Origin of the sequence: Curtobacterium sp. 9128, from assembly GCF_900086645.1 — a bacterium.
Classification (GTDB): Bacteria; Actinomycetota; Actinomycetes; order Actinomycetales; family Microbacteriaceae; genus Curtobacterium.
In genome coordinates this window covers 2,155,807-2,178,225 of the sequence record NZ_LT576451.1, presented here as the reverse complement: position 1 = coordinate 2,178,225, position 22,419 = coordinate 2,155,807, and the positions used below count along the sequence as shown (strand labels likewise).

20 protein-coding genes and 2 tRNA genes are annotated in these 22,419 nt (G+C 69.9%); 5 read left to right on the top strand and 17 right to left on the bottom strand.

The features are described 5' to 3' along the window. The first annotated feature begins 28 nt into the window (after positions 1-28). The 3 genes from QK288_RS10500 (at position 29) to QK288_RS10490 (ending at position 2,684) form a co-directional block, all read left to right on the top strand. Positions 29-979 (top strand): beta-ketoacyl-ACP synthase III, encoded by a 951-nt coding sequence (locus QK288_RS10500; RefSeq protein WP_281267572.1) that lies wholly within the window; start codon positions 29-31, stop codon positions 977-979. Positions 980-1,082: 103 nt separating this feature from the next. Continuing rightward, positions 1,083-1,331, top strand: a complete 249-nt coding sequence (locus QK288_RS10495; RefSeq protein ID WP_281264269.1) for an acyl carrier protein — start codon at positions 1,083-1,085, stop codon at positions 1,329-1,331. A 108-nt stretch (positions 1,332-1,439) separates the two neighbouring features. Beyond that, on the top strand, positions 1,440-2,684 hold the full coding sequence (locus tag QK288_RS10490) for a beta-ketoacyl-[acyl-carrier-protein] synthase family protein (RefSeq protein ID WP_281264268.1): 1,245 nt from the start codon (positions 1,440-1,442) through the stop codon (positions 2,682-2,684). A 171-nt stretch (positions 2,685-2,855) separates the two neighbouring features. Here QK288_RS10490 and QK288_RS10485 read toward each other — a convergent pair whose 3' ends face one another. From QK288_RS10485 to QK288_RS10460, 6 genes are all read right to left on the bottom strand, one after another. Beyond that, positions 2,856-3,356: a DUF3145 domain-containing protein gene (locus QK288_RS10485; RefSeq protein ID WP_281264267.1), complete on the bottom strand. Its 501-nt coding sequence runs from the start codon at positions 3,354-3,356 to the stop codon at positions 2,856-2,858. A gap of 166 nt (positions 3,357-3,522) precedes the next feature. Beyond that, positions 3,523-4,320 carry a DUF1684 domain-containing protein gene (locus QK288_RS10480; RefSeq protein ID WP_281264266.1) on the bottom strand — a complete coding sequence of 266 codons (798 nt, stop codon included), beginning with the start codon at positions 4,318-4,320 and terminating at the stop codon, positions 3,523-3,525. Further along, positions 4,317-5,453 (bottom strand): AI-2E family transporter, encoded by a 1,137-nt coding sequence (locus tag QK288_RS10475; RefSeq protein WP_281264265.1) that lies wholly within the window; start codon positions 5,451-5,453, stop codon positions 4,317-4,319. The genes QK288_RS10480 and QK288_RS10475 overlap by 4 nt, the downstream gene beginning before the upstream one ends. A gap of 55 nt (positions 5,454-5,508) precedes the next feature. Continuing rightward, positions 5,509-5,582: transfer RNA gene (locus QK288_RS10470), tRNA-Ile, on the bottom strand. A gap of 11 nt (positions 5,583-5,593) precedes the next feature. Then, a complete protein-coding gene (locus tag QK288_RS10465; RefSeq protein ID WP_281264264.1) occupies positions 5,594-6,775 on the bottom strand; it encodes a glycosyltransferase in 1,182 nt (393 codons plus the stop codon). Positions 6,776-6,928: 153 nt separating this feature from the next. Further along, entirely contained in the window at positions 6,929-7,843 is a 915-nt protein-coding gene (locus QK288_RS10460; RefSeq protein ID WP_281264263.1) for a DMT family transporter, read from the bottom strand. Between the two features lie 39 nt (positions 7,844-7,882). On the opposite strand from QK288_RS10460, the gene def reads away from it, so the two are divergent. Continuing rightward, complete coding sequence (def, locus tag QK288_RS10455; protein WP_281264262.1) at positions 7,883-8,458, top strand: peptide deformylase; 576 nt, start codon at positions 7,883-7,885, stop codon at positions 8,456-8,458. A gap of 31 nt (positions 8,459-8,489) precedes the next feature. Here def and QK288_RS10450 read toward each other — a convergent pair whose 3' ends face one another. The 11 genes from QK288_RS10450 to dusB form a co-directional block, all read right to left on the bottom strand. Beyond that, positions 8,490-8,993, bottom strand: coding sequence for a hypothetical protein (locus QK288_RS10450; RefSeq protein WP_281264261.1), 504 nt, complete (start codon positions 8,991-8,993; stop codon positions 8,490-8,492). A gap of 102 nt (positions 8,994-9,095) precedes the next feature. After that, positions 9,096-9,168 (bottom strand) — tRNA-Asn (locus tag QK288_RS10445). A 103-nt stretch (positions 9,169-9,271) separates the two neighbouring features. Then, complete coding sequence (locus QK288_RS10440) at positions 9,272-10,267, bottom strand: D-isomer specific 2-hydroxyacid dehydrogenase family protein (protein ID WP_281264260.1); 996 nt, start codon at positions 10,265-10,267, stop codon at positions 9,272-9,274. After that, a complete protein-coding gene (locus tag QK288_RS10435) occupies positions 10,264-11,208 on the bottom strand; it encodes an ATP-binding cassette domain-containing protein (protein WP_281264259.1) in 945 nt (314 codons plus the stop codon). The genes QK288_RS10440 and QK288_RS10435 overlap by 4 nt, the downstream gene beginning before the upstream one ends. A gap of 148 nt (positions 11,209-11,356) precedes the next feature. Then, entirely contained in the window at positions 11,357-13,069 is a 1,713-nt protein-coding gene (locus tag QK288_RS10430) for an ABC transporter ATP-binding protein (protein WP_281264258.1), read from the bottom strand. Beyond that, positions 13,066-14,064, bottom strand: coding sequence for an ABC transporter permease (locus QK288_RS10425; protein ID WP_281264257.1), 999 nt, complete (start codon positions 14,062-14,064; stop codon positions 13,066-13,068). Before QK288_RS10425 ends, QK288_RS10430 begins: the two co-directional genes overlap by 4 nt. Positions 14,065-14,066: 2 nt before the next feature. Next, the gene (locus tag QK288_RS10420) at positions 14,067-15,137 is read right to left on the bottom strand and encodes an ABC transporter permease (protein ID WP_281267571.1); all 1,071 of its coding nucleotides are present in this window, start codon (positions 15,135-15,137) and stop codon (positions 14,067-14,069) included. Positions 15,138-15,257: 120 nt separating this feature from the next. Continuing rightward, the gene (locus QK288_RS10415; protein ID WP_281264256.1) at positions 15,258-16,892 is read right to left on the bottom strand and encodes an ABC transporter substrate-binding protein; all 1,635 of its coding nucleotides are present in this window, start codon (positions 16,890-16,892) and stop codon (positions 15,258-15,260) included. A gap of 558 nt (positions 16,893-17,450) precedes the next feature. Beyond that, positions 17,451-19,340 (bottom strand): DNA primase, encoded by a 1,890-nt coding sequence (gene dnaG, locus QK288_RS10410; protein ID WP_281264255.1) that lies wholly within the window; start codon positions 19,338-19,340, stop codon positions 17,451-17,453. Between the two features lie 117 nt (positions 19,341-19,457). After that, positions 19,458-20,738, bottom strand: coding sequence for a deoxyguanosinetriphosphate triphosphohydrolase (locus QK288_RS10405; RefSeq protein ID WP_281264254.1), 1,281 nt, complete (start codon positions 20,736-20,738; stop codon positions 19,458-19,460). Next, positions 20,735-21,889, bottom strand: a complete 1,155-nt coding sequence (gene dusB / locus QK288_RS10400) for a tRNA dihydrouridine synthase DusB (RefSeq protein WP_281264253.1) — start codon at positions 21,887-21,889, stop codon at positions 20,735-20,737. The genes QK288_RS10405 and dusB overlap by 4 nt, the downstream gene beginning before the upstream one ends. A gap of 47 nt (positions 21,890-21,936) precedes the next feature. Here dusB and QK288_RS10395 point away from each other — a divergent pair, with 47 nt between their 5' ends. Further along, positions 21,937-22,419, top strand: coding sequence for a YbaK/EbsC family protein (locus tag QK288_RS10395; RefSeq protein ID WP_281264252.1), 483 nt, complete (start codon positions 21,937-21,939; stop codon positions 22,417-22,419).

Genomic DNA, 22,419 nt, shown 5'->3' with positions numbered 1-22,419 from the left:
GCGCAGGGGCCACGAGTTCAGCCGCATCATGGCGTTCGGCGCCGCGCGCGGTGAGCTCACCGTCCCGAACGACGACCTCGTCGGACCGATCGACTCCTCCGACGAGTGGATCCGGCAGCGCACCGGGATCATCACCCGGATGCGTGCTGGTGAGGGCGTCGAGGCGGTCGACCTCGCCGAGACCGCGGCGCGCGAAGCGATCGCGAAGGCCGGGCTCACCCCCGACCAGATCGGTGTCGTCCTGGTCAGCACCGTGACGCACACGGTCGCGACGCCGTCGATGGCATCGCTCCTCGCCGAGCGCATCGGCGCCACCCCGGCTGCGGCCTACGACATCAGCGCCGCGTGCGCCGGGTACGCCTACGGCATCGCCCAGGCCGACTCGTTCGTGAAGTCCGGCATCGCCGACCACGTGCTGGTCATCGGCGCCGAGAAGCTCAGCGACATCGTCGACCCGACCGACCGGTCCATCTCGTTCCTGCTCGGTGACGGCGCCGGCGCGGCGGTCGTCGGCCCGAGCGACTTCCCCGGCATCGCCCCGACCATCTGGGGATCGGACGGGTCCAAGTGGGACGCGATCGGCATGACCTCGACCTTCAACGAGTGGGAAGCGGGGGCCGCGCGGCCGACGATACGGCAGGCCGGTCAGACCGTGTTCCGCTGGGCCGTCTGGGAGATGGTCAAGGTCGCCCGCGAAGCGCTGGAGACCGCAGGCGTCCGCCCCGACCAGCTCGCCGCGTTCGTCCCGCACCAGGCGAACATCCGCATCATCGACGAGTTCGCCAAGCAGCTCGGGCTCCCCGAGTCCGTGGTGATCGCCCGCGACATCACGACCACCGGCAACACCTCGGCCGCGAGCATCCCGCTCGCCACCCACCGCCTGCTCGACGAGCACCCGGAGCTGTCGGGCGGACTCGCCCTGCAGATCGGGTTCGGCGCCGGACTCGTGTTCGGCGCGCAGGTGGTCGTGCTCCCCTAGTCCACCGACTCACCCACAGGCCTGCCAGGCTGCGGGCACGGGACCACCCCGTGCCCTAGGCTGGTCCACGGTCAAACGACACCCCCCTCAAGGAGACACCATCATGGCCCTGTCCAACGAAGACGTCCTCGCCGGCCTGGCCGAGCTGATCAACGACGAGACCGGCATCGCGACCGACACCGTGCAGGCGGACAAGTCGTTCACGGACGACCTCGACATCGACTCGATCTCGATGATGACCATCGTCGTGAACGCCGAAGAGAAGTTCGACGTCAAGATCCCCGACGAAGAGGTCAAGAACCTCAAGACCGTCGGTGACGCCGTCGACTTCATCGTCAAGGCCCAGGCCTGATACCCACAGCCCTGGCGCGAACTTCCTGAACGCCGCGGTCCGGCTCGACCCTTCCGGTCACGGGCCGCGGCGCTCTTCATGTCCACCTCAGAAGAAACAAGTCGTTCCATGACCAACAAGACCGTCGTCGTCACCGGGATCGGTGCGATCACCCCTCTCGCCGCGACTGCCTCGGAGACCTGGGACGCCCTGCTCGAGGGCAAGTCCGGCATCACCAGGCTCGAAGACCCGCGCTACGCCGAGCTCGACATCCCCGTCGAGTTCGCGGGCCAGGCCCGGAAGTTCATCACCGACCAGCTCACCCGCCCCGAGACGAAGCGGTTCGACCCGTCGTCGCAGCTCTCGCTCATCGCCGCGCGCGAAGCCTGGGCCGACGCCGGCATCGACAACGAGACCGTCGTCCCCGAGCGCCTCATCGTCGACTGGGCGACCGGCATCGGCGGCGTGAACACCCTGCTCGACGCCTGGGACACCCTGCGCGAGAAGGGCCCGCGCCGCGTCCTCCCGATGACCGTTCCGATGCTCATGGCGAACGGTCCGGCAGCGGCCATCGAGATGGAGTTCGGTGCCCGTGGCGGTGCCCGGACCTACCTCTCCGCATGTGCCTCGTCCACCGAGTCCCTCGCCGAGGCGTACCGGCACGTGGCCACGGGTGAAGCCGACATCGTCATCGCCGGTGGTGCCGAAGCAGCGCTCCACCCGATGCCGCTCGCGTCCTTCGCCGCGATGCAGGCGCTCTCGCGTCGGAACGACTCCCCCGAGACCGCCTCGCGTCCGTACGACGTCACGCGCGACGGCTTCGTGCTCGCGGACGGCGCGGCTGCCCTCATCCTCGAGACGAAGGAGCACGCCGAGGCCCGCGGCGCGAAGATCTACGCCGAGGTCGCCGGCGCCGGCATCACGTCCGACGCCTTCCACATCACCGCTCCGGACCCCGAGGGCAGCGCGGCCGCCCGTGCGGTCCTGACGGCACTCGAGCACGCCGGTGCCTCGCGCGACGACGTCGCGCACGTCAACGCGCACGCCACGTCGACCCCGGTCGGCGACATCGCCGAGTACCACGCCATGCGTCGCGTGTTCGGTGACCACCTCGACTCCGTCGTCGTCTCGGCGACGAAGGCATCCACCGGGCACCTGCTCGGTGGTGCCGGTGCGATCGAGGCGATGTTCACCGTCCTCGCGCTGCACAACCGGGTCGCGCCGCCGACGATCAACCTCACCGAGCAGGACCCGGAGATCGTGATGGACGTCGCGACGGCTCCGCGCGAGCTGCCGGCGGGCGACCTGCTCGCGGTCAGCAACTCGTTCGGCTTCGGCGGCCACAACGCCGTCGTCGCGTTCCGCACGGCCTGACACCGATCAGCCAGGAGGCCCGTCTCGCGTCTGCGGGGCGGGCCTCCGTCGTCCTGTGGTCGCGTCCACATCGCGAAAGCGACAGTTCCCCGCCGGTGATCGGCGGGGAACTGTCGCTTTCGCAGAGGTGTCGGAGTCTTTGAGCGCCGGGCTGACGCTGTGGCGGGCGCCTCAGCCCACGCGGTGGAGCCAGACGACCGGGTTGCCCTCGGCAGCGTGGCGGAACGGCTCGAGTTCGTCGTCCCAGGCCTGACCGAGCGCCAGTCGAAGTTCACGGTGCAGTTCGAGGGCGTTGCTGCCGGCGACCTCCATCGCGTAGCGCACGCGGTCCTCGGGGATCACCATGTTGCCCGTGACGTCGGTCTGCGCGTAGAAGACGCCGAGGTCGGGCGTGTGCATCCACCGGCCACCGTCGGACGCCTCGGTGGGCTCCTCGGTGACCTCGTAACGGAGGTGCTCCCAGCCACGCAGCGCAGAGGCGATCGCGGCACCGGTGCCGACCTGCCCGGTCCACGTGTACTCGGTGCGCCGAGAGCCGTCCTGCGCGGGCTGGTCCAGCCAAGAGAAGTTCACGGCACGACTCATCGCGCGACCTGCTGCCCATTCGACATGGGGGCAGAGCGCGCGCGGGGAGGAGTGCACGTAGAGCACTCCTGACGCAGTCCCGGTCATGATTCCTCCGATCATCAGGTGCGACTTCCCCATCGACCTGCGGAGGATCCGGTGACCAGAGCCATCGATATCCGATTGTGATGTCCTTGCGGACACGCCCATTATGCAGCGTCTCCGCTGGGAACAGCAAGGACGCAGGCCGGATCCGCCCGTGTCCGGGCCCGGATCAGTGGAAGACGGCCCCGTCCCGATCGATCGGGTGCCGCTCCCCCGCCGTCACCAGGACCGACAGGCGGTTCTCCGGCGGCGGGATCGGGCAGGCGTACTGGTACGAGAACGCGCACGGTGGCAGCACCAGTTCGTTCCAGTCGAGCTCGACGTCGGCCTCAGTACCCGGGTCGGTGACGAACAGGAACCGCCCCATCGAGTAGCTGCTGTGGCTGTCGTCCTCGGGGACCGCACTCGTCGCGTCCTGGACGATGAGCTGCAGCCGCGCCGCTCCCCCGAACGGTGCCGACCGGACCGCGACGAGCGTGACGGCCGCGCCACCAACGGTCGTCGACACGGTGCCGGCGACCACCAGCGGATCGCCGGCGGCGTCGAGGACGTCACCACGAGCCTCCAGGCCGTCCACGTCCCGTGCCGGCGTGAAGCGGCCGGAACCGACCCACTCGTCGGACCGTGGGAACCGGTCGATCGCGGCGAAGCGGGCGATCGCCTCCGATGCCGGGTCCCACACGCGGAGGGTGCGTCCGGCGACCGTCCCGGCGAACCCGTCCGGGAAGGCGACCGTCGACGGGACGACCGCCTCGTCACCTGCGACGAGGACCGTTCCGTCGACCGGGACGCCGTCGACGACCACACCGTCACCCGCGGCAGCGGTCACGATGAGTCCGCCGACCGACGGTGCCCACGTGCCGGGCACGGGCCAGACGGCCTGCGGGTGGTCGACCCGCTGCGCGTTCACCAGGGCCAGCGGGCCTCGCGGACCGACCGCCCAGCGCTCACGCGCGGAGGAGGTCATGCCTGTTCCTGCCTCGGGTAGATGACCTTCTGCACGATGATGATCACCGATGCGGCGATCGGCACGGCGACGAGGGCGCCGAGGACTCCGCCGATCGTGGCTCCGGCGACCGCGGCGATGACGACGAGGGCCCCGGGGACCTGCACGGCACGGGACATGATGCGTGGGGAGATCACGTACGACTCCACCTGCATGTACACGAGGTAGTAGATCGCGGCGGCCAGCGCGGTCGCCGGCGAGGCGAAGAAGCAGAGCAGCGAGATCACGATCGCCGCACCGAGCGTCCCGACGAGCGGGATCAGCGACCCCATGAACGCGAACGTGGCCAGCAGCACCGGCAACGGCGCACCGATGATGAGCAGGAACACCAGGCTGAGGATCCCGTTGATCGCTGCCTGCGAGATCTGACCGACGACGTAGCGACCGACCGAGGACGTCACCTCTTCGCTGACGTCGACGAAGTTCTGGCGACGCGAGGCCGGCACGAAGCGGTAGAGCATGCTCTTCATGCTCCGCATCGACGCCAGGAAGTAGAGCATCAGGATGAGCACGATGAGCACGCCGGTCAGCCCGGACAGGATGCCGGTGCCGACCGCGAGGATCCCGCCCCCGAGACTCAGCAGGTTGCCCGGGTCCTCGGCGAAGGACTGGACCGACTGCAGCGCGTGTGTCAGGTCGAACGAGCCGGCGAGCTGCTTCGACAGGTTCTGCACCCAGTCCTGCTTGGAGATGTCCTCGACGATCTCCGGGAAGTTGTGCACCAGGTTCGTCGCCTGGTTGACGACGATCGGCACGACGGCGAACACGATGCCCACGAACGCCCCGAGCACCACGACGACGACCGCCAGGATCGCGGCCCACCGCGGGATGTAGCGCTCGAGGAACGTGACGAGCGGGTCGAGGCCGAGGGCGATGAACAGCGCGACGCCGATGTAGACGAGGACGGTCGACAGCTGGCCGATGAGGGCGCCGGCGAGCAGCGCGACGAGGACGCCGATGCCGCCCATGAACCCGATGCGGAACGCGTTGACGCGCACGCCGGTGCCCGACCGGGACGCCTCGAACGTCACGTTCGGGGTCGGGCGGGGCGTCTGGTCGTCGTCGTTGTTCCGCTTGCGTGTGGGGAGGTGCACGTGGGGCGGGCCCGCCTTTCGAATCGTCTTGAACCCGCGGTGGGTTGCGACTACGTGGGGCGGGCGGGACTCGAACCCGCGATCGTTCCGTTATGAGCAGACTGCCTTGACCAGCTTGGCTACCGCCCCTCGTCGGGAGCCTAGGCCACCGGCTCCCCACGATACAGCGACTCGAACGTCGCGAGCGTGCGGTTGATGTCGTGCGCCTCGATCATGGCCAGACTGCGCTCTCGGAGACCGATGTAGTCCTCGTCCGAGGCCGTCAGGACCTTCGCGAGCTTGTTGGCGAGATCGCGCTCGTCACCGGGCTCGAACAGGTACCCGTTGCCGTCGACCAGGTGCGGGAGCGCCATCGAGTTCGCGACGACGACCGGCAGACCGGATGCCATCGCCTCGAGCGAGGCGATGCTCTGCAGCTCGGCCGTGGACGGCATCGCGAAGACCGTGGCGTTCGTCAGGGTGCGGAACTTCACCTCGTCGGAGACGAACCCGAGGAACGTCACCCGGTCCTCGATGCCGAGCTCCTTCGACAGCGCGGTCAGTTTCGGGATCATCTCGCCGTCACCGACGATCGTGATACGCGCGCCGAGATCGGCTGGGAGCAGCGGTAGCGCCCGGAACAGGACGTCGAGGTTCTTCTCCGGGGCGACGCGGCCGACGAAGACGATCTCGTTGTTCGCCGGACGACCTTCCCGCGCGACGTACCGCGATGCGTCGATGCCGCACGAGATCGCGAGCACGCGCTGTCCGGCGATGGCTTCGCGGAGGTAGTCGGCGGCGAGGTTCGTCGGCGTCGTGATGGCGTCGGCGAGCCGGTAGGTGCGGGCCGCGTCGTTCCACGCGATCTTCAGCGCGATCGGCAGCGTGAAGCGACCGAAGGGCGTGTACTCGAGGAGGTTCTCGGGCATGAAGTGGTTGGTCGCGATGATCCGGATGCCCCGGTCGTGTGCTTCCCGGGCGACGCCGCGGCCGACGATGATGTGCGACTGGATGTGCAGCACGTCGGGCTTGATCGCATCGATGATGGGCGCGGTGTGCTTCCGGACGCTCCAGGGCCACGCGAAGCGCAGCCAGGCGTGCAGCGGCCACTTGTACGACTTGAGCCGGTGCACGACGAGGGTGACACCGCGGTGTTCCTCGTCGAAGGTGCCGTGGTGCCGGTTGGCGGCCGGGGCGATGATGTGGACCTCGTGGCCGCGCTCGGCGAGGCCGACGGCGAGCTGCTCCGTGAAGGTGGCAGCGCCGTTGACGTCCGGTGAGAAGGTGTCTGCGGCGATGAGGATGCGCAGTGGGCGTCCGGTGGGGGTGGCGTCTCCTGACACGGTGGGCGTCGTCCTCTCCTGGGCCTGCATCCGGCGGGCCGCTGGTCCGACGTGCCGGGGTTGGTCTGGGCCTGAAACGCTACCGTACGCCGATGCGCGGCCGCGTCAGCCGCGCGGTGGACGGGGTGCCCTCCTCCAGGGGGACGGCGACGGTCAGCGTCTGGCTTCCGGGTGGTACTTCGCGAGCATGAAGACACCGGTCACCGCGATCGCTGCGGCGACGACGAACCCGACGACGGCGAACGCCGGTGCGCCGGCGGCCTCGTCGAGGACGATCACGCCGATGCCGACCGCGACGATCGGGTCCACCACGGTCAGGCCGGCGATGACCAGGTCCGCCGACCCCGCCGAGTAGGCGTTCTGCACGAAGTACCCGCCGAGGGATGCCGCGACGATGACGCCGATGATCGCCAGGACGGTGAGCCAGTCGAACGTGTGGTTGACGAACCGGTTCAGCGTGACCTTCGCCAGGGTCGCCACGAACCCGTAGAGCACCCCGGCACCGATGATGTAGTAGAGCGCGCTCTTGTGCTTCGCGACCACGCGGAACGACACGAGGACGAGCACGAGGACCACCGCGAGGATGATCAGCACGGTCACGAGCTGAGCACGGGTGATCGGGCTCTCGTGCCCGACGAACGCCGCGATCGCGACGAACAGGCCGACGCCGATGATGCACGTCCAGACCGCGCGCCGCGCCGGTCGTCCGAGGGGGACCCCGGAGGACCGCGACGAGAACCAGGTCGTGATGACGAGCGCCACGGCGCCGAGCGGCTGGACGACGATGAGCGGCGCGTAAGTGATGCTGATCAGCTGCAGGACCACCGCGACACCGAGCATGATCGTGCCGAGCACCCAGTAGCCGCTCGAGATCAGCCCGAGGATGTGCCGGACACTCAGGCCCTTGGACTGCTTGCCGAGGCGCGCTTCGACCCGCTTGACCCCGCGGGCCTGGAACTGGGCACCGAGCGACAGGAAGACCGCGCCGATGAGCGCGACCGGGATCATGAGCGCCTGGAACGGGGTGAGGTTGTTCACCGCGTCCGGGAGCTGGAGGTCCGTCGTCACGCGTCGAGGCTATCCGACCGCTCCCGATAACCTGGGTGAATGGCCGTTCTCCCCATCCGGATCACCGGTGAACCCGTCCTGCACGCCCGCGCCGAGGAGGTCACCGTCTTCGACGACGACCTGCGCTCCCTGGTGGCGGACATGTTCGAGACGATGGACCTGGCACCCGGTGTGGGGCTCGCCGGCCCGCAGGTCGGTGTCGGCAAGCGGCTCTTCGTGTACGCATGGACCGATGATGACGGCGTGCTCTGGCGCGGCGCAGCGGTGAACCCCGTTCTGTGGATCACTCCGGCGGTGCCCGAGTCGGTGGAGGAACTGGACGAGGACGATGAGTCCGAGGGCTGCCTCTCCATCCCCGGCGATCGGTTCCCGCTGCGCCGGAGCGAAGGTGCCCTGCTGCGCGCGGTCGACGAGCACGGCGAACCGTTCGAGATCGAGGCGCACGGCTGGCTCGCGCGCATCTTCCAGCACGAGTACGACCACCTCGACGGCGTGCTCTACGCGGACCGCCTCGTCCACCCGTACGCCAAGCAGTCCCTGAAGTCCGTCAAGAAGCAGAGCTGGGGCGGACCGGGCAAGTCCTGGCTGCCCGGCCGCGACCACCCGGAGGGCTGACGGAGCGTCGAGTCCGGCCTGGAGGCTCGGCTCAGCCCCGGTACGCCGCGATCGCGTCGCGCAGGTGGTCCATCTCCGGATGCCCCGGGCAGTAGATCGCGAGCCCTGCGGCCGTCCGCGCATCGGCAGCCGACTCGATCGGGGTCGTCCACGGGGCCGTCCCGGACACCGCGCACGTCGCCGCGAGTTGCTCGATCGTCGACTCCCCCGCCGCGGCGTCGACCGCGTCCTGCTGCTGCGCCGACGCCTCGGTCCCCGTGATGCGCTGCGCCCGGCAGTCGGTCCGCTGGGCTTCCCAGACCGCCGAGTAGGTCGTGAACGTCTCCGTGCGGCCCGACACCCCATCGTCCCGGCAGACGAACGCGAACACCATCGGCGCCGTGCCCGATGCCGCGACCGAAGACGACGGCGTGCTGTCGACGGAGTCGTCCGGCTCGGACTCGGCTCCCGCAGTACACGCAGCGACTCCGCCCATGACCACGCCCGCCACCACGAGGCAGAATGCCGCGCGGACGGTTCGACGGAGGAGATGCACCTGTGAACGCTAACAGCATCCACCCCGGCGCCCGCCGTGAAGGATCGGCACAATGCGCGGGAAAACGAGAAGGCCCCCACCGCGGACGGTGAGGGCCTGACGCTCCCCGAGTTGGACTCGAACCAACAACCTGCCGGTTAACAGCCGGCTGCTCTGCCAATTGAGCTATCGAGGATCAGTCGTCGTCCCGGGTGACCCGGTCTGAACAACGGGTAACAGCATAGCAGGACAACGGACGCTCCCCGCGCATCCGGCACGCACCCCGGGCGCGCCGCGCGTCAGTACCCGGCGACCGGGTCCACGACGCCGACGAAGCCGGATCCCGACTCCGCGAGGAACGCCTCCACGTTCGCCCGCACCCGCTCGGCGAGCAACGGCGCCACCATCTCCGGCGTGTCCGCCTGGTGCGGCGTGATGATCGCGCCCGGCGTCTCCCACAGCGGGTGACCGTCTGGAAGGGGCTCCGGGTCGGTCACGTCGACACCGGCGCCCGCGATCTCCCCGGCACGGAGGGCGTCGACGAGCGCGTCCGTGTCGACGAGGCCACCGCGGGCGATGTTCACGAGCCGCGCGGTCTGCTTCATGCGCGCGAACTGCGCCGCGCCGAAGAGCTTCGCGGTCCCGGAGGTCATCGCCGCGGCGATCATCACGACGTCGGCGGACGGCAGCACGTCGTCGAGGTCGTCGGTCGTCACCGTGCGGGACGCACCCGGCACCGGGGAGGTCGACCGGCGGACGACCGTCACGTCCACGTCGAACGGTGCGAGGAGCCGCATGTACTCCAACGCGATGCCGCCCGCGCCGATGACGAGCACGTTCCGGCCGTACAGGGACACGCCCTCTGGTTCGGTCGCCCACGACGTCGCCCGGGCCCGCGCAGGCAGGACGCGCAGCGTCGCGAGGGTCAGCGCGAGGGCGTGCTCGGCGACGGGCTCCGCGTAGGCCCCCTTGGCCGAGGTGAAGAGCACGCGGTCCCCGTGCGCGGAGATCAGGTGCGCGAACGCGTCGACCCCGGCGAACGGCAGCTGCACCCAGGTGACGCCGGGCGCGGAGCCCAGCGCGGACTCGAGGCCGGACGGGTCACGCGGGTCGAGCCACACGATCCCACGCGTGTCGCCGTCGAGCTCGGCGACGGTGCCACCGGCGTCGGACACGGCCGACACGTGGAGCTCGGCCGGCGAGGGCAGGATCGCGATCGGACCGGACGTCGGCGGTGGCACCGGCAGCGGCGCTCCCGAGTCGGTCAGCACTGCGCGGTGGCCACGTGACGTCACGCGTTCTCCTGTCGGTCGGTACGGGGGCCGGTGCCGGCGGTCGCCGGACGGCGTGGAGCGGACGAGCGGCGCGGCGCACCAGCGGCACCGCCGGCACCAGCGGCGGGTCGGCGCTTCACTGGCCGGGCAGCGGTCGCGGCGAGGGTCTTCACGTAGGGATCCACCGGGCTGTCGAGGACCTCGTCGAACGTCCCGAGTCCGACCAGGCGCCCCTCGTTCATGACGGCGACGCGATCGGCCAGGGCGCGGGCCTCACGGAGGTCGCTCGACACGACCACGGCGGAGAACTGCCGGCCCTGCTGCAGGTTTGCCAGGGCCTCGAGCACGGACTGGCGGACGAGGACGTCGACGCCGCGGGCGGGCTCGTCGGCGACGAGGAGCTGCGGTTCGAGGACGAGCGCCTGCGCGAGTGCGACCCGTTGGCGCTGCCCGCTGGAGAGCTCCCACGTGTTGAGCCGCATCACGCCGAGCGGCAGGTGCACGGCGTCGACGAGCCGCGCGACGATGAGCCCGGCTTCCTTGCGGTCGAAGCGACGGTCACGGGCGTAGATCGGTTCGGCGATGGCCTCGCCGACGGTGAGGTCAGGGCTCAGACGATCGGCGGCGTCCTGCGAGAGGTACCCGATCCGACCGGTCAGCCGGGCAAGTCGGCGCGACGACGCCCGGAGCCCGCGGGTCTTCTGCCCGAGGACGGTGAGCTCGCCGCCGACGATGTGCCGACGCTGCGCACCCTCGCCCTCGCCTCGGGCGCCGAACTGGCCGGCGACCGCCGCCGCGAACGTCGACTTGCCCGAGCCCGACTCCCCCAGGAGCGCCAGGATCTCGCCGCTGCGGACCGTCAGGCTGACGCCGTCGACCGCCCGGATCGGTCGGGCGCCTGGCACCCGGTACTCGATGGACACGTCGTCCGCGACGACCGCCGGGCCGTTGACCCCGATCATGGAACCCCTTCCGCGCCGCCCCCTGGCGGCGCAGCGCGGACGGAACGCGTCCGCGCGTCGTACGTGGTGCAGTGGAGCCGACCGCCCTGGAGGCTCGACCAGCGTCGACGACGCAGGCCGGGCCTCCAGGGATGGCCGGTCCGTCGGGTCAGGACCCGACGTGCTCCAGTTGCTCCAGCGTACGCCGTCGCTCGGCCTGCTCGGCCGGGTCCGGCACGGGCAGCGACGCCAGCAGGCGCTGCGTGTAGGGGTGCTGCGGTGCGCCGAGGACCTCTGCCGTCGTGCCGGTCTCGACCAGGTCGCCGCGGTACAGCACCGCGATCCGGTCGGACAGCGCGCCGACGACCGCGAGGTCGTGGCTGATGAACAGCGAGGCGAAGCCGAAGTCCTGCTGCAGCTCGAGGAAGAGCTCCAGCACACGGGCCTGCACCGACACGTCGAGTGCACTCGTGGGCTCGTCGGCGATGAGCAGCTTCGGCCGGAGCGCGAGCGACCGGGCGAGCGATGCACGCTGGCGCTGCCCGCCGGAGAGCTCGTGCGGGTACCGGTCGCCGTACGCCGCGGGGAGCTGCACGGCCTCCATCAGCTCGTCGACCTGCTTGCGCGCCGCCCGCGGTGACGATGCGACGCCGTGCACGATGAGCGGTTCGGCGACGCACTCGGCGATCGTCAGCAGCGGGTTGAACGACGTCGCCGGGTCCTGGAACACGAACCCGATGTCCTTCCGGACCGGCTTGAAGTCGCGTTCCTTGAACCCGAGCATCTCGTGTCCGAGCACCTCGAGCGACCCGCCCGTCACCCGCGTGAGACCGGCGATCGCCCGTCCGATGGTGGTCTTGCCGGAGCCGGACTCCCCCACCAGGCCGAGGACCTCGCCCGGACGGATCGCCAGGTCGACGCCCTTGACCGCCTTGAACGCGTGCGAGCCGAGTCGTCCGGGGTACTCGATCTCGAGCCCCTTCGCCTCGACGACCGGTGCGACGTCCTCGGTGATGATCGCCCGACGCGCAGCGCCGGTCGACGCCTCGAGCCGGGGCACCGCGGCGAGCAGCCGCTTCGTGTAGTCGGCCTGCGGGTTGCCGAACAGCTCCGCGACCGGCGCCTCCTCGACGATCTCGCCCTGGTACATCACGGCGACGCGGTCGGCCAGGTCGGCGACGACGCCCATGTTGTGCGTGATGATGACGATCGCCGCGCCGAACTCGTCGCGGCAGCGGCGGAGCAGGTCGAGGATCTCGGCCTGCACCGTGACGTCGAGCGCCGTCGTCGGCTCGTCGGCGATGATCACGCTCGGCTCGAGCGCCAGCGCACTCGCGATGACGACCCGCTGCTTCTGGCCGCCGGAGAACTGGTGCGGGTAGTGGTCGACGCGGACCTCAGGGTCCGGGATGCCGACCCGACGGAGGTAGTCGATCGCCTTCGCGCGGGCCTCCTTCTTCGAGACACCACCGTGGGCGCGGAGGCCCTCGGCGATCTGCCACCCGACGGTGAAGACCGGGTTCAGTGCGGTCGACGGTTCCTGGAAGACCATCGCACCGGCGGTCCCGCGGAGCTCACGGAGCTTCTGCGCGCCGACGGACACGACGTCGGTGCCGTCGAGCATCACCGCCCCGCCGAGCGTCGCCGTCTCCGGCATCAGCCGCAGCATGCTGCGGGCGGTCACCGACTTGCCGGAGCCGGACTCGCCGACCAGGGCGAGGACCTCGCCGGGTCGGACGTCGATGCTGACGCCCTTGACCGCGTCGACGGCGCCGCCGTCCGTTGCGAAGGTGACGGTGAGGTCGTCGACGACGACGACCGGTTCCTTCCGCGCGTCGGTCTTTCCGGCGTCGGACTGGAGGCTGTTGGTCGCGTCGGTCATGCTGCTGCCCCTTCCGCAGCTGTCGCCTTGTCACGCGTGGAGACCAGCTGCTTCAGCCGCCGGCGCGCACGCAGGCGGGGATCGGAGATGTCGTTGAGGCTCTCGCCGACGAACGTGACGCCGAGGACCAGCACCACGATCGCGACACCCGGGTAGACGCCGGTCCACCAGACGCCGGACGCCACGTCGGAGAGCGCGCGGCTGAGGTCGTAGCCCCACTCGGCGCCGGCGGTCGGACCGATGCCGAACCCGAGGAACCCGAGGCCGGCGAGCGTCAGGATCGCGTCGGACGCGTTGAGGGTCAGGATCAGCGGCAGCGACCGGGTCGAGTTGCGGAGCACGTGGCGCGTCATGATGCGCCACGGGTTCGTGCCCATCACCCGGGCGGACTCGACGAAGGCGTCGTTCTTCAGCCGGACGGCCTCTGCTCGGACCACGCGGAAGTACTGCGGGACGTAGACGACGGTGATCGAGATCGCCGCGGCCGTGATGCCGCCGTAGTAGCTCGAGTTGCCGCCGGAGACCACGATCGAGACGACGATCGCGAGCAGCAGGGACGGGAACGCGTAGATCGCGTCGGCGACGACGACCAGGATGCGGTCGAGCCATCCGCCGATGTAGCCGGAGACCATGCCGAGCAGGACGCCGACGATGATCGAGACGACCACGGCGACGATGACGACGAGCACCGCGGTGCGGGCACCGAACACGACGCGGCTGAACACGTCGAAGCCGCCGACCGTGGTACCCCAGATGTGCTCGGCGCTCGGGGCGCCGGTGCGGGGGAAGTTCGCCCCGTCGGCACCCTGCAGCTGGCCGAAGCCGTACGGGGCGATGAGCGGTGCGAACACCGCGACGAGGAGGTACAGGGCGCAGATGACGACGCCCGTGATGAGCATGGCGCGCTGCCACCCGGTGCTCCTGCGGAGCTGGACGACGACGGGGAGACGCTTCCAGAGCGGCTCGTGGCGGTCGACGAGGGACGCATCGGTCATCGTCAGAACCTCACTCTCGGGTCGATCAGGGCCGCGACGACGTCCACGATGAAGTTCGTCACCGCGACGATCACCGCGAGCATCGCGACGATGCCCTGGACCGCGACGAAGTCACGGGCCGACAGGTACTGGTTGAGCTCGAAGCCGAGGCCGCGCCAGCCGAACGTCGTCTCGGTGAGCACCGAGCCGCCGAGGAGCATCGCGATCTGCAGGCCCATCACCGTGATGATCGGCACCAGGGCCGGGCGGAACGCGTGCGTCCGGACGAGTCGGGACTCGCGGACACCGCGGGAGCGGGCCGCGTCGACGTACTCGGAGCCGAGCGAGCCGATCATGTTCGCGCGCACCAGGCGCAGGAAGATGCCTGCGGTGAGGAGGCCGAGCGTCAGCGCGGGCAGCACGGCGTGCAGCAGCACGTCACCGATGATCTGGCCGTTGCCGGTGCGGAGCGCGTCGATGATGTAGATGCCGGTCGCGCCGGGGACCTGGTCGAGCGCGAGCTCCACCCGGGTCGACGCTCGGTCACCGAGGGGCAGCCAGCCGAGCCACACCGAGAAGACGAGCTTCATGAGGAGACCGCCGAAGAACACCGGGGTCGCGTAGGTGAGGATCGCGAGCGCGCGGAGCAGCACGTCCGGCCACTTGTCACGGAGGTACGCCGCGAGCATGCCGAGCGGGATGCCGAGGACGAGCGCGACGATGAGCGCGTAGAACACGAGTTCCGCGGTCGCACCGCCGTACGTGACGATGATCTCGGTGATCGGACGGTGGTCGGTCGCGGTCGTGCCGAAGTCGCCACGGGCGATGTTGCCGAGGTACTCGAGGTACTGGACGATCACCGGGCGGTCGTACCCGGCGGCGTGCAGGCGCTCCTGCAGCTGCGCCTGGGTCAGTCGGCCGCCGACGGACGCGACGATCGGGTTCCCGATGATGCGCATCAGGAAGAACACGAGCGTCACCAGGATGAAGACGGTCGGGAAGATCAGGAGGAATCTGACGAGGACGTACCGCCCGATGCCACCGCCGGACTTGGCACTGCGTTGTGCCGCCGGCTTCGTGGGCTCGGTGTCGATCGCCTCTGGGGTCGTGAGGGTCACTGGGTGGGTGCCTTTCGGGTCCTGTGTGTGGACCGGTGGTCCTGCGCGTCCGAAGGGGGCGTTCCGGCCTGCGGAACGCCCCCTCCGGGGTGGTGCTTACTTGCTCAGCGTTGCGTAGCGGAACTTGAACGACGCGTCGAGCTTCAGGCCCTTGACGTCCTTCGACGCGACCGCGACGGACTTGCCCTGCAGGAGCGGCAGCGTCGAGATCTGCGTCGCCTCGCGCTCCTGCGCCTGCTCGATCAGGTCAGCGCGCTTGGCCGGGTCGGACTCGGCCTGCTCCTTCGCGATGAGGTCCTGGATCGTCGGGTCGTCGTAGTGGTTCTGCACGAAGTTGTCCTTCGTGAAGAACGGCGACAGGTAGTTGTCGGCGTCCGAGAAGTCCGGGAACCAGCCGAGCTGGTACTCCGGGTACGAGTCCTTCGTGCGCTCCTGGGCGTAGGTCGTGTAGACCGTCGACTGGATGTTCACGGTGAACAGGCCCGACTTCTCGAGCTGCGTCTTCAGCAGGGCGTACTCGTCGTCCGACGCCGAACCGTAGTGGTCGGGCGCGTACTGGATGTCGAGCTGGATCTTGCCGTCGACACCGGCGTCGGCGAGGGTCTTCTTCGCCTTGTCCACGTCCGGCGCGCCGTTGCCGTCGCCGTACATCGACTTGAACGGCGTCGCGGCACCGGTGAGGCCGTCGGGCACCATCGAGTACAGCGGCGTGTACGTGTTGTTGTAGACCTCCTTGGCGAGCGCGTCGCGGTCGACGACGTCCGCCACGGCCTGCCGCACGGCGAGGGCCTTCGCCTCGTCGGAGTCGGACTGGCCGGTCCCGAAGGGCTGCGACTTGAAGTTGAAGACCAGGTAGCGGATCTCGCCGCCGGGGCCGTCGGTGACCGTCAGCTTGTCGTCCTTGCGGAGCGACGCGATGTCGGTCGGCGTCAGCGAGCGGTACGCCACGTCGACGTCGCCCTTCTGCACGGCGAGCTTGAGGTCGGTCTCCTTCGTGTAGTAGTTGGCCGTCACCTCGTCCGTCTTCGCCTTGCCGAGCAGCCCGTCGTACTTGGCGTTGGCCTTGTACTGGATGAGCTGGTTCTCCTTGTACGAGGTGATCTCGTACTGCCCGGCGAACGCCTTGCCCTTGACGATGTCCGCGGCGGGGGTGAGCTTGTCCGCCGAGAAGACGTCCTCGTCGACGATCGGACCGGCGGGGCTCGACAGCACCTGCGGCCAGGTCTGGTCGGCGTGGTCCAGGTGGAACACCACGGTCGTGGCGTTCGGCGTGTCGATGCTCTTGAGGTTCGCGAGCAGCGACTGCGGGCCGTTCTCGTTGTTGATCTTCAGTTCACGGTTGAACGAGAACTTCACGTCGCTCGACGTGAGCTTGTTGCCGTTCGCGAACTCGAGCCCCTTCTTGAGCGTGACCGTGTAGGTCGTCGGGTCGGTGAACTCGCCCTTGGTCGCGATGTCCGGCTTGACGTCCGGGCTGCCGACCGGGGTGTTCATCAGGAACGGGAACACCTGGTTCTGCACGGCGAACGAGCCGTTGTCGTAGGAGCCCGCCGGGTCGAGCGACGTGATCGAGTCGGTCGTGCCGATGATCAGGCCGTTCAGGTCGGTGGACGAGCCGCTGCCGCCGCCCGCGCAGCCGGTCAGCACCAGCGCCGTCGCTGCTGCTCCCGCGCCGAGCGCGATCGTGCGCTTGCCCCACGTGGCTGTGCGCTTCTTGAACACGGATGCCATGTCCGATGCCTCTCTGCTGTTGGTTGCAGGAGCCCCGGGACCGGTGGTGGAACCGCTGTGTACCGGCCCGGGACACTCATTGAGAGACACCCTGCCATGGAACTTCTTCCGGCGGGGCCGCTTTTTTTACACCGCTGTAACGCAGGAGTGCTGCGCATGCCGCATCATCCGGCCGTCGCACGCGGCGCGCCGCGCACGAAAGTTGCGCACCACAACACGACCGTGCGCGGCCGAGTGACGTGAACGGGACGACCGGTCAGGACACCCGCACGCACCTCGCTGACCGGTCAGGACACCCGCACGCACCTCGCTGACCGGTCAGGACACCCCGCACGCACCTCGCCGACCGGTCACAGATCGTCGCTGCACGTGCGCACGACCGACGAATCGAGACCGGTCGGCGAACATGAGCGGGGTGTCGTGACCACTCGTCGGGCGTGTGACCAGAAGCACGCGGCACAGGACGACGAGGACCAGGAGCACGAGGCACAGGACGACGAGGACCAGGAGCACGAGGCACAGGACACGGCAGCAGGGCGTGGAGCCCGTGACGGCGGGTCAGGCGGGGTCAGCGTCGGCGCGGAGCCGCATGCGCTGCGCGTCGATGTCGACGAGCTGGCGCTGGATCTCGCCGCGACGATCGGCGTTCTCGTTCGGGTCGGCGCGCTGGAGCTGCCCGAGCAGTGACGCCTTGCGCGCGAGCAGGTCCCGCTCGACCAGGGCCACGACGATCCCCCGGCAGTAGATCGCCAGGTCCTCGTCGTTGCGGGCGGGGATCGGCGCGAGCGCGAGCTCCGACACGAGTCCCCTGACCGGGGCGGGCACGTCGGCGGTCAGGCGGTCCAGCCAGTCCGACCGTCCGAGCGAGTCGACGTTGGCGACGACGGCGTCACGGACGACGGCGAGCATCGGCGCGGAGAACGTCGCGGCGGCCGCCAGGCCGAGCAGGGGTGCGCCGACCGACGTCGGCTGCTGCACCATCGCCATCACGGCGTCGCGCTCCATGCGGGTGATCGGGTCGTTCGGGAGCGACCGGATCCCGGCGACGGGTTCGTCGAGCGGGGCGACCATCTGTCCACCGGGCCCGGCCTGGCCGACGGGCACGGACGACGAGCGGGAACGAGCACCCTCGACCGCCCGGCGGACGTCGCCCATGTCCATCCCGAGCCACCCGGCGAGCTCGCGGACGTAGCCCTGCGTCAACGAACGGTCCCGGATGCCGGCGAGGACCGGTGCCGCGGAACGGAGCGCAGCGACCCGCCCCTCCACCGTCTCGAGGTCGTGCCCGTCGAGCGTGCGCCGGATCATGAACTCGAACATCGGCCGCTTGTTCGTGACGAGCCGCCGGATCGCGTCGTCGCCCCTGGCCAGTCGGAGGTCGCACGGGTCGAGCCCACCTGGTGCCACCGCGACGTAGGTCTGCGCAGCGAACCGCTGTTCCTCGGCGAAGGCGCGGGACGCCGCCCGCTGCCCGGCTTCGTCCGGGTCGAACGTGAAGACGACCTCCCCGTTGGCGTTCGGGTCGGCGCCGCTGACGTCGCCGAGCATCGGGCGCAGGACCTTGATGTGGTCGACGCCGAACGAGGTGCCGCACGTGGCGACGGCGGTCGTCACCCCGGCGAGGTGGCAGGCCATGACGTCGGTGTAGCCCTCGACGATGACGACCTGCTTCTGTTTCGAGATGTCGCGCCGGGCGAGGTCGAGCCCGTAGAGCACCTGGCTCTTGTGGTAGATCGGCGTCTCGGGGGTGTTGAGGTACTTCGGGCCCTTGTCGTCGTCGAGGAGCCGACGGGCGCCGAACCCGATCGTGGCACCCGTGACGTCGCGGATCGGCCACATCAGGCGCCCGCGGAACCGGTCGTACGGTGAACGGTCCCCCTGACCGACGAGCCCGGCGGAGATGAGCTCTTCCATCGTGAAGCCGCGGCCCTTGAGGTGGTCCTTGAGCGCGTCGTAGGACTTCGGCGCGAACCCGACGCCGAAGTGCTGTGCGGCAGACGGGTCGAAGCCGCGCTCCCCCAGGAACCGCCGTGCTGGATCCGCCTGCGGGGACGTGAGCTGGGCGACGTAGAACTGCTGCGCTGCTTCGTTCGCCGCGATCAACCGTGCGCGCGTGTTGTAGTCGGTCCGCGGCCCGTCGCCCTCTTCGTAGTGGAGGGTGAAGCCGATCTTGGCCGCCATCCGCTCGACCGCTTCGGAGAACGTGGTGTGGTCCTGCTTCATGATGAAGCTGAAGACGTCGCCGTCCTCCCCACACCCGAAGCAGTGGTACCGACCGACCTGCGGGCGGACGTGGAACGAGGGAGAGCGCTCGTCGTGGAACGGGCAGAGCCCCTTCAACGACCCGACTCCGGCGGACTTGAGCGTGACGTAGTCACCGACGACGTCGGCGATGTTCACGCGTGCGCGGACCTCGTCGATGTCGTTCCGCACGATGAGTCCAGCCACCCCTCGATCCTAGTTCGCCGGACCGACCGCGCCGACCGCTCAGCGCGAGCTGTGCACAGCCGCGGAGCACGAGCCGTGCACCGCGGCGCGGACGGCTCAGACGGGGATGTGGAGGGCTCAGACGGGGATGTGGACGGCTTCCCGGTCGCCGACGACGAGCCGCCGGTGCCATGCCAGGGCGCCCTGGTCGGTCAGGCTCGCGACCTGGTCGACGACCGCGCGCAGCCGTGCAGCGTCGTCACGTGCAGCGCGCCAGTCGGCGGCGAACCCCGGCTCGAGCGCGGACACGCCGCGGTCGGCGATCGCGTCGAGGAGCTCGGTGAGGATCCGGCGCTGGTCCTCGTACACGGGCTGCCGATCGCCGTGGGTCATCACGAACGCTGCGACGATCCCCTTGAGCACCGCGATCTCGCCGATGATCTCCGGCGGGGTGACCACCGACGCGGCGAACCGGACGAGCGACCCGGACGCGTACGCCTGCCGGGTCGCCGTGGTCGCCGTCCTGGCGAACCGACCGATGAGCTGCGACGTCAGGTTCTTCAGGCGAGCGGCGTCCTGCCGGGAGCCGTCGTAGGACGTCATCCACAGCGGCAGCGATCGCAGCCGGTCGAACGCCTCGAGGAGTTCGTCGCGGCTGAGGTCGTCGCCGACCCAGGCGTGCATGGCGGACACGATGTCGTTCTCGCCGACGCGGTCCCCCAGCGCGGCGACGTCGATGAACCCGGCGACGACGGCGTCCTCGAAGTCGTGCACGGAGTACGCGATGTCGTCGGAGAGGTCCATCACCTGGGCCTCGATGCAGCGCTGTCGGCGGGGAGCACCTGCTCGGAGCCACTCGAAGGCGTCGTGGTCGTCGTCGTAGAAACCGAACTTGGTGCGTCCGGACGACGACTCGGCGACACCCTGCGACGCCGGCCACGGGTACTTGCACGAGGCGTCGAGCGAGGCCCTGGTGAGGTTCAGGCCGTACGCACGGTCGTCGTCGCCGTAGACCTTCGGCTCGAGCCGGGTCAGGAGCCGCAGGGTCTGCGCGTTGCCCTCGAAGCCACCGATGCCGGCGGCCCAGGCGTTCACCGCGGTCTCGCCGTTGTGGCCGAACGGCGGGTGGCCGATGTCGTGCGCCAGGCAGGCGGTGTCCACGACGTCGGGGTCGAGGCCGAGCGAGTCAGCGAGTTCCCGCCCGACCTGCGCGACCTCGAGCGAGTGCGTCAGGCGGTTCCGGGCGAAGTCGAGACCGGTGGTCGGGCTCAGCACCTGGGTCTTGGCGGCGAGACGGCGGAGCGCACTGGAGTGCAGCAGCCGGGCGCGGTCGCGGGCGAAGTCGCTGCGGCGGTTGCCGTGTTCCTCGGGCAGCCAGCGTTCCGCGTCGGCCGGTCCGTACGAGCTCGTGGCGCTCATCCGCCGCTGTGGTGCAGCTCGGCGGCGGCGAGGACCTTGCGGAACGCAGGCTCGACGTCGCGGCTCTCGAGCCAGCGGTCGGGCAGTGCCGTGCGCTTGGGGTGTCCTGCGCGACCACGGGGACCTTCGGCATCGGCACCCGGGTACGGCGCGTCGTGGTCGAGCTGAGCGAGCAGGTCGTCGATCTCCTGCAGGCTGGACGCCATGGCGAGCCCGGACCGGACGTCACCGCCGATCGGGTACCCCTTGAAGTACCAGGCGACGTGCTTCCGGATGTCCCGGCAACCGTGCTCCTCGGACCCGAAGAACTCGACGAGGAGCTCGGCGTGCCGACGGAACCCGACCGCGACCTCTCCGAGGGACGGCATGTACCGCAGGCCCTCGCCGCGGAACGCCGCCGCGAGGTCGCCGAAGAGCCACGGCCGGCCGAGGCACCCACGCCCGACCACGACACCGTCGCAACCGGTCTCGTCGACCATGCGGAGCGCGTCGGCAGCCGACCAGATGTCGCCGTTGCCGAGGACCGGGATGTCGGTGACGGCTTCCTTCAGGGTCGCGATCGCCGACCAGTCGGCTTCGCCGGAGTAGTGCTCGTTCGCGGTGCGCGCGTGCAGCGAGACCGCGGCGACACCGGCGTCGCGCGCGATGCGGGCGGCGTCGATGTAGGTGAGGTGGTCGGCGTCGATGCCCTTGCGCATCTTCACGGTGACCGGGACGTCACCAGCGGCACGCACAGTCTTCGTGACGAGCTCCTTGAAGAGCTCGGTCTTCCACGGCAACGCCGCGCCCCCGCCCTTGCGCGTGACCTTCGGCACCGGGCACCCGAAGTTCAGGTCGATGTGGTCGGCACGGTCTTCGCCGACCAGGATCGTCGCGGCTTCCGCCACGGTGTTCGGCTCGACGCCGTACAGCTGGATGGAGCGCGGGGTCTCGGACTCGTGGTGCTGGATGAGCTGCATCGACACCGGCGTGCGCTCGACCAGGGCACGGGAGGTGATCATCTCGCAGACGTACAGCCCGGCACCGTACTCACGACAGAGCCGGCGGTACGCCATGTTCGTGATGCCCGCCATCGGCGCGAGCACGACGGGCACGTCGACCTCGATCGGGCCGATGCGCAGGGGCTTCCGGGGGGCTTGTGTGATCGTCATACGGGTTCCATTCTCCCACGTCGGCACGCGCCGGTAGCGTTCTCCACATGACGACCGATGCCATCGCCCGATTCGACGCCGACGCCGCAGCCCGCGGACTCCGGGTCGAGGTGGTCGAACGCCCGGCCGCGAACTCCCTCGCCGAGGCAGCAGACCTGCTCGGCATCACCCCGGGCGACATCGTCAAGACCCTGGTCGTCAAGCGCCACGACGGCGACTTCGTCTTGGCGCTCGTCCCGGGCGGCCGGAGCATCGCGTGGAAGAAGCTCCGGGCGCTCGTCGGCGTGAACAAGCTGTCGATGCCCGACGCCGCGACCGCGCTGCAGGCCTCCGGCTACGAACGCGGCACGATCACCCCGATCGGCGCGACGGGCGACCTGCCGGTCTTCGCTGACGAACGCATCGTCGGCCGTCGCGTCGCACTCGGCGCCGGCCGCCACGGTGCGAGCGCGTTCGTGGACGCCGACGACCTGATCGCGGCCTACGGCGCGACGGTCGCGGACATCACCGACGAGGCACCCCAGCGCTGA

Excerpts from the sequence above, each read along its gene's own strand:
- QK288_RS10500 (WP_281267572.1), top strand. The coding sequence starts at position 29 with ATGGCGTTCGGCGCCGCGCGCGGTGAGCTCACCGTCCCGAACGACGAC.
- QK288_RS10495 (WP_281264269.1), top strand. The coding sequence starts at position 1,083 with ATGGCCCTGTCCAACGAAGACGTCCTCGCCGGCCTGGCCGAGCTGATC.
- QK288_RS10490 (WP_281264268.1), top strand. The coding sequence starts at position 1,440 with ATGACCAACAAGACCGTCGTCGTCACCGGGATCGGTGCGATCACCCCT.
- QK288_RS10485 (WP_281264267.1), bottom strand. The coding sequence starts at position 3,356 with ATGACCGGGACTGCGTCAGGAGTGCTCTACGTGCACTCCTCCCCGCGC.
- QK288_RS10480 (WP_281264266.1), bottom strand. The coding sequence starts at position 4,320 with ATGACCTCCTCCGCGCGTGAGCGCTGGGCGGTCGGTCCGCGAGGCCCG.
- def (WP_281264262.1), top strand. The coding sequence starts at position 7,883 with ATGGCCGTTCTCCCCATCCGGATCACCGGTGAACCCGTCCTGCACGCC.
- QK288_RS10435 (WP_281264259.1), bottom strand. The coding sequence starts at position 11,208 with ATGATCGGGGTCAACGGCCCGGCGGTCGTCGCGGACGACGTGTCCATC.
- QK288_RS10430 (WP_281264258.1), bottom strand. The coding sequence starts at position 13,069 with ATGACCGACGCGACCAACAGCCTCCAGTCCGACGCCGGAAAGACCGAC.
- QK288_RS10425 (WP_281264257.1), bottom strand. The coding sequence starts at position 14,064 with ATGACCGATGCGTCCCTCGTCGACCGCCACGAGCCGCTCTGGAAGCGT.
- QK288_RS10415 (WP_281264256.1), bottom strand. The coding sequence starts at position 16,892 with ATGGCATCCGTGTTCAAGAAGCGCACAGCCACGTGGGGCAAGCGCACG.
- QK288_RS10405 (WP_281264254.1), bottom strand. The coding sequence starts at position 20,738 with ATGAGCGCCACGAGCTCGTACGGACCGGCCGACGCGGAACGCTGGCTG.
- dusB (WP_281264253.1), bottom strand. The coding sequence starts at position 21,889 with ATGACGATCACACAAGCCCCCCGGAAGCCCCTGCGCATCGGCCCGATC.
- QK288_RS10395 (WP_281264252.1), top strand. The coding sequence starts at position 21,937 with ATGACGACCGATGCCATCGCCCGATTCGACGCCGACGCCGCAGCCCGC.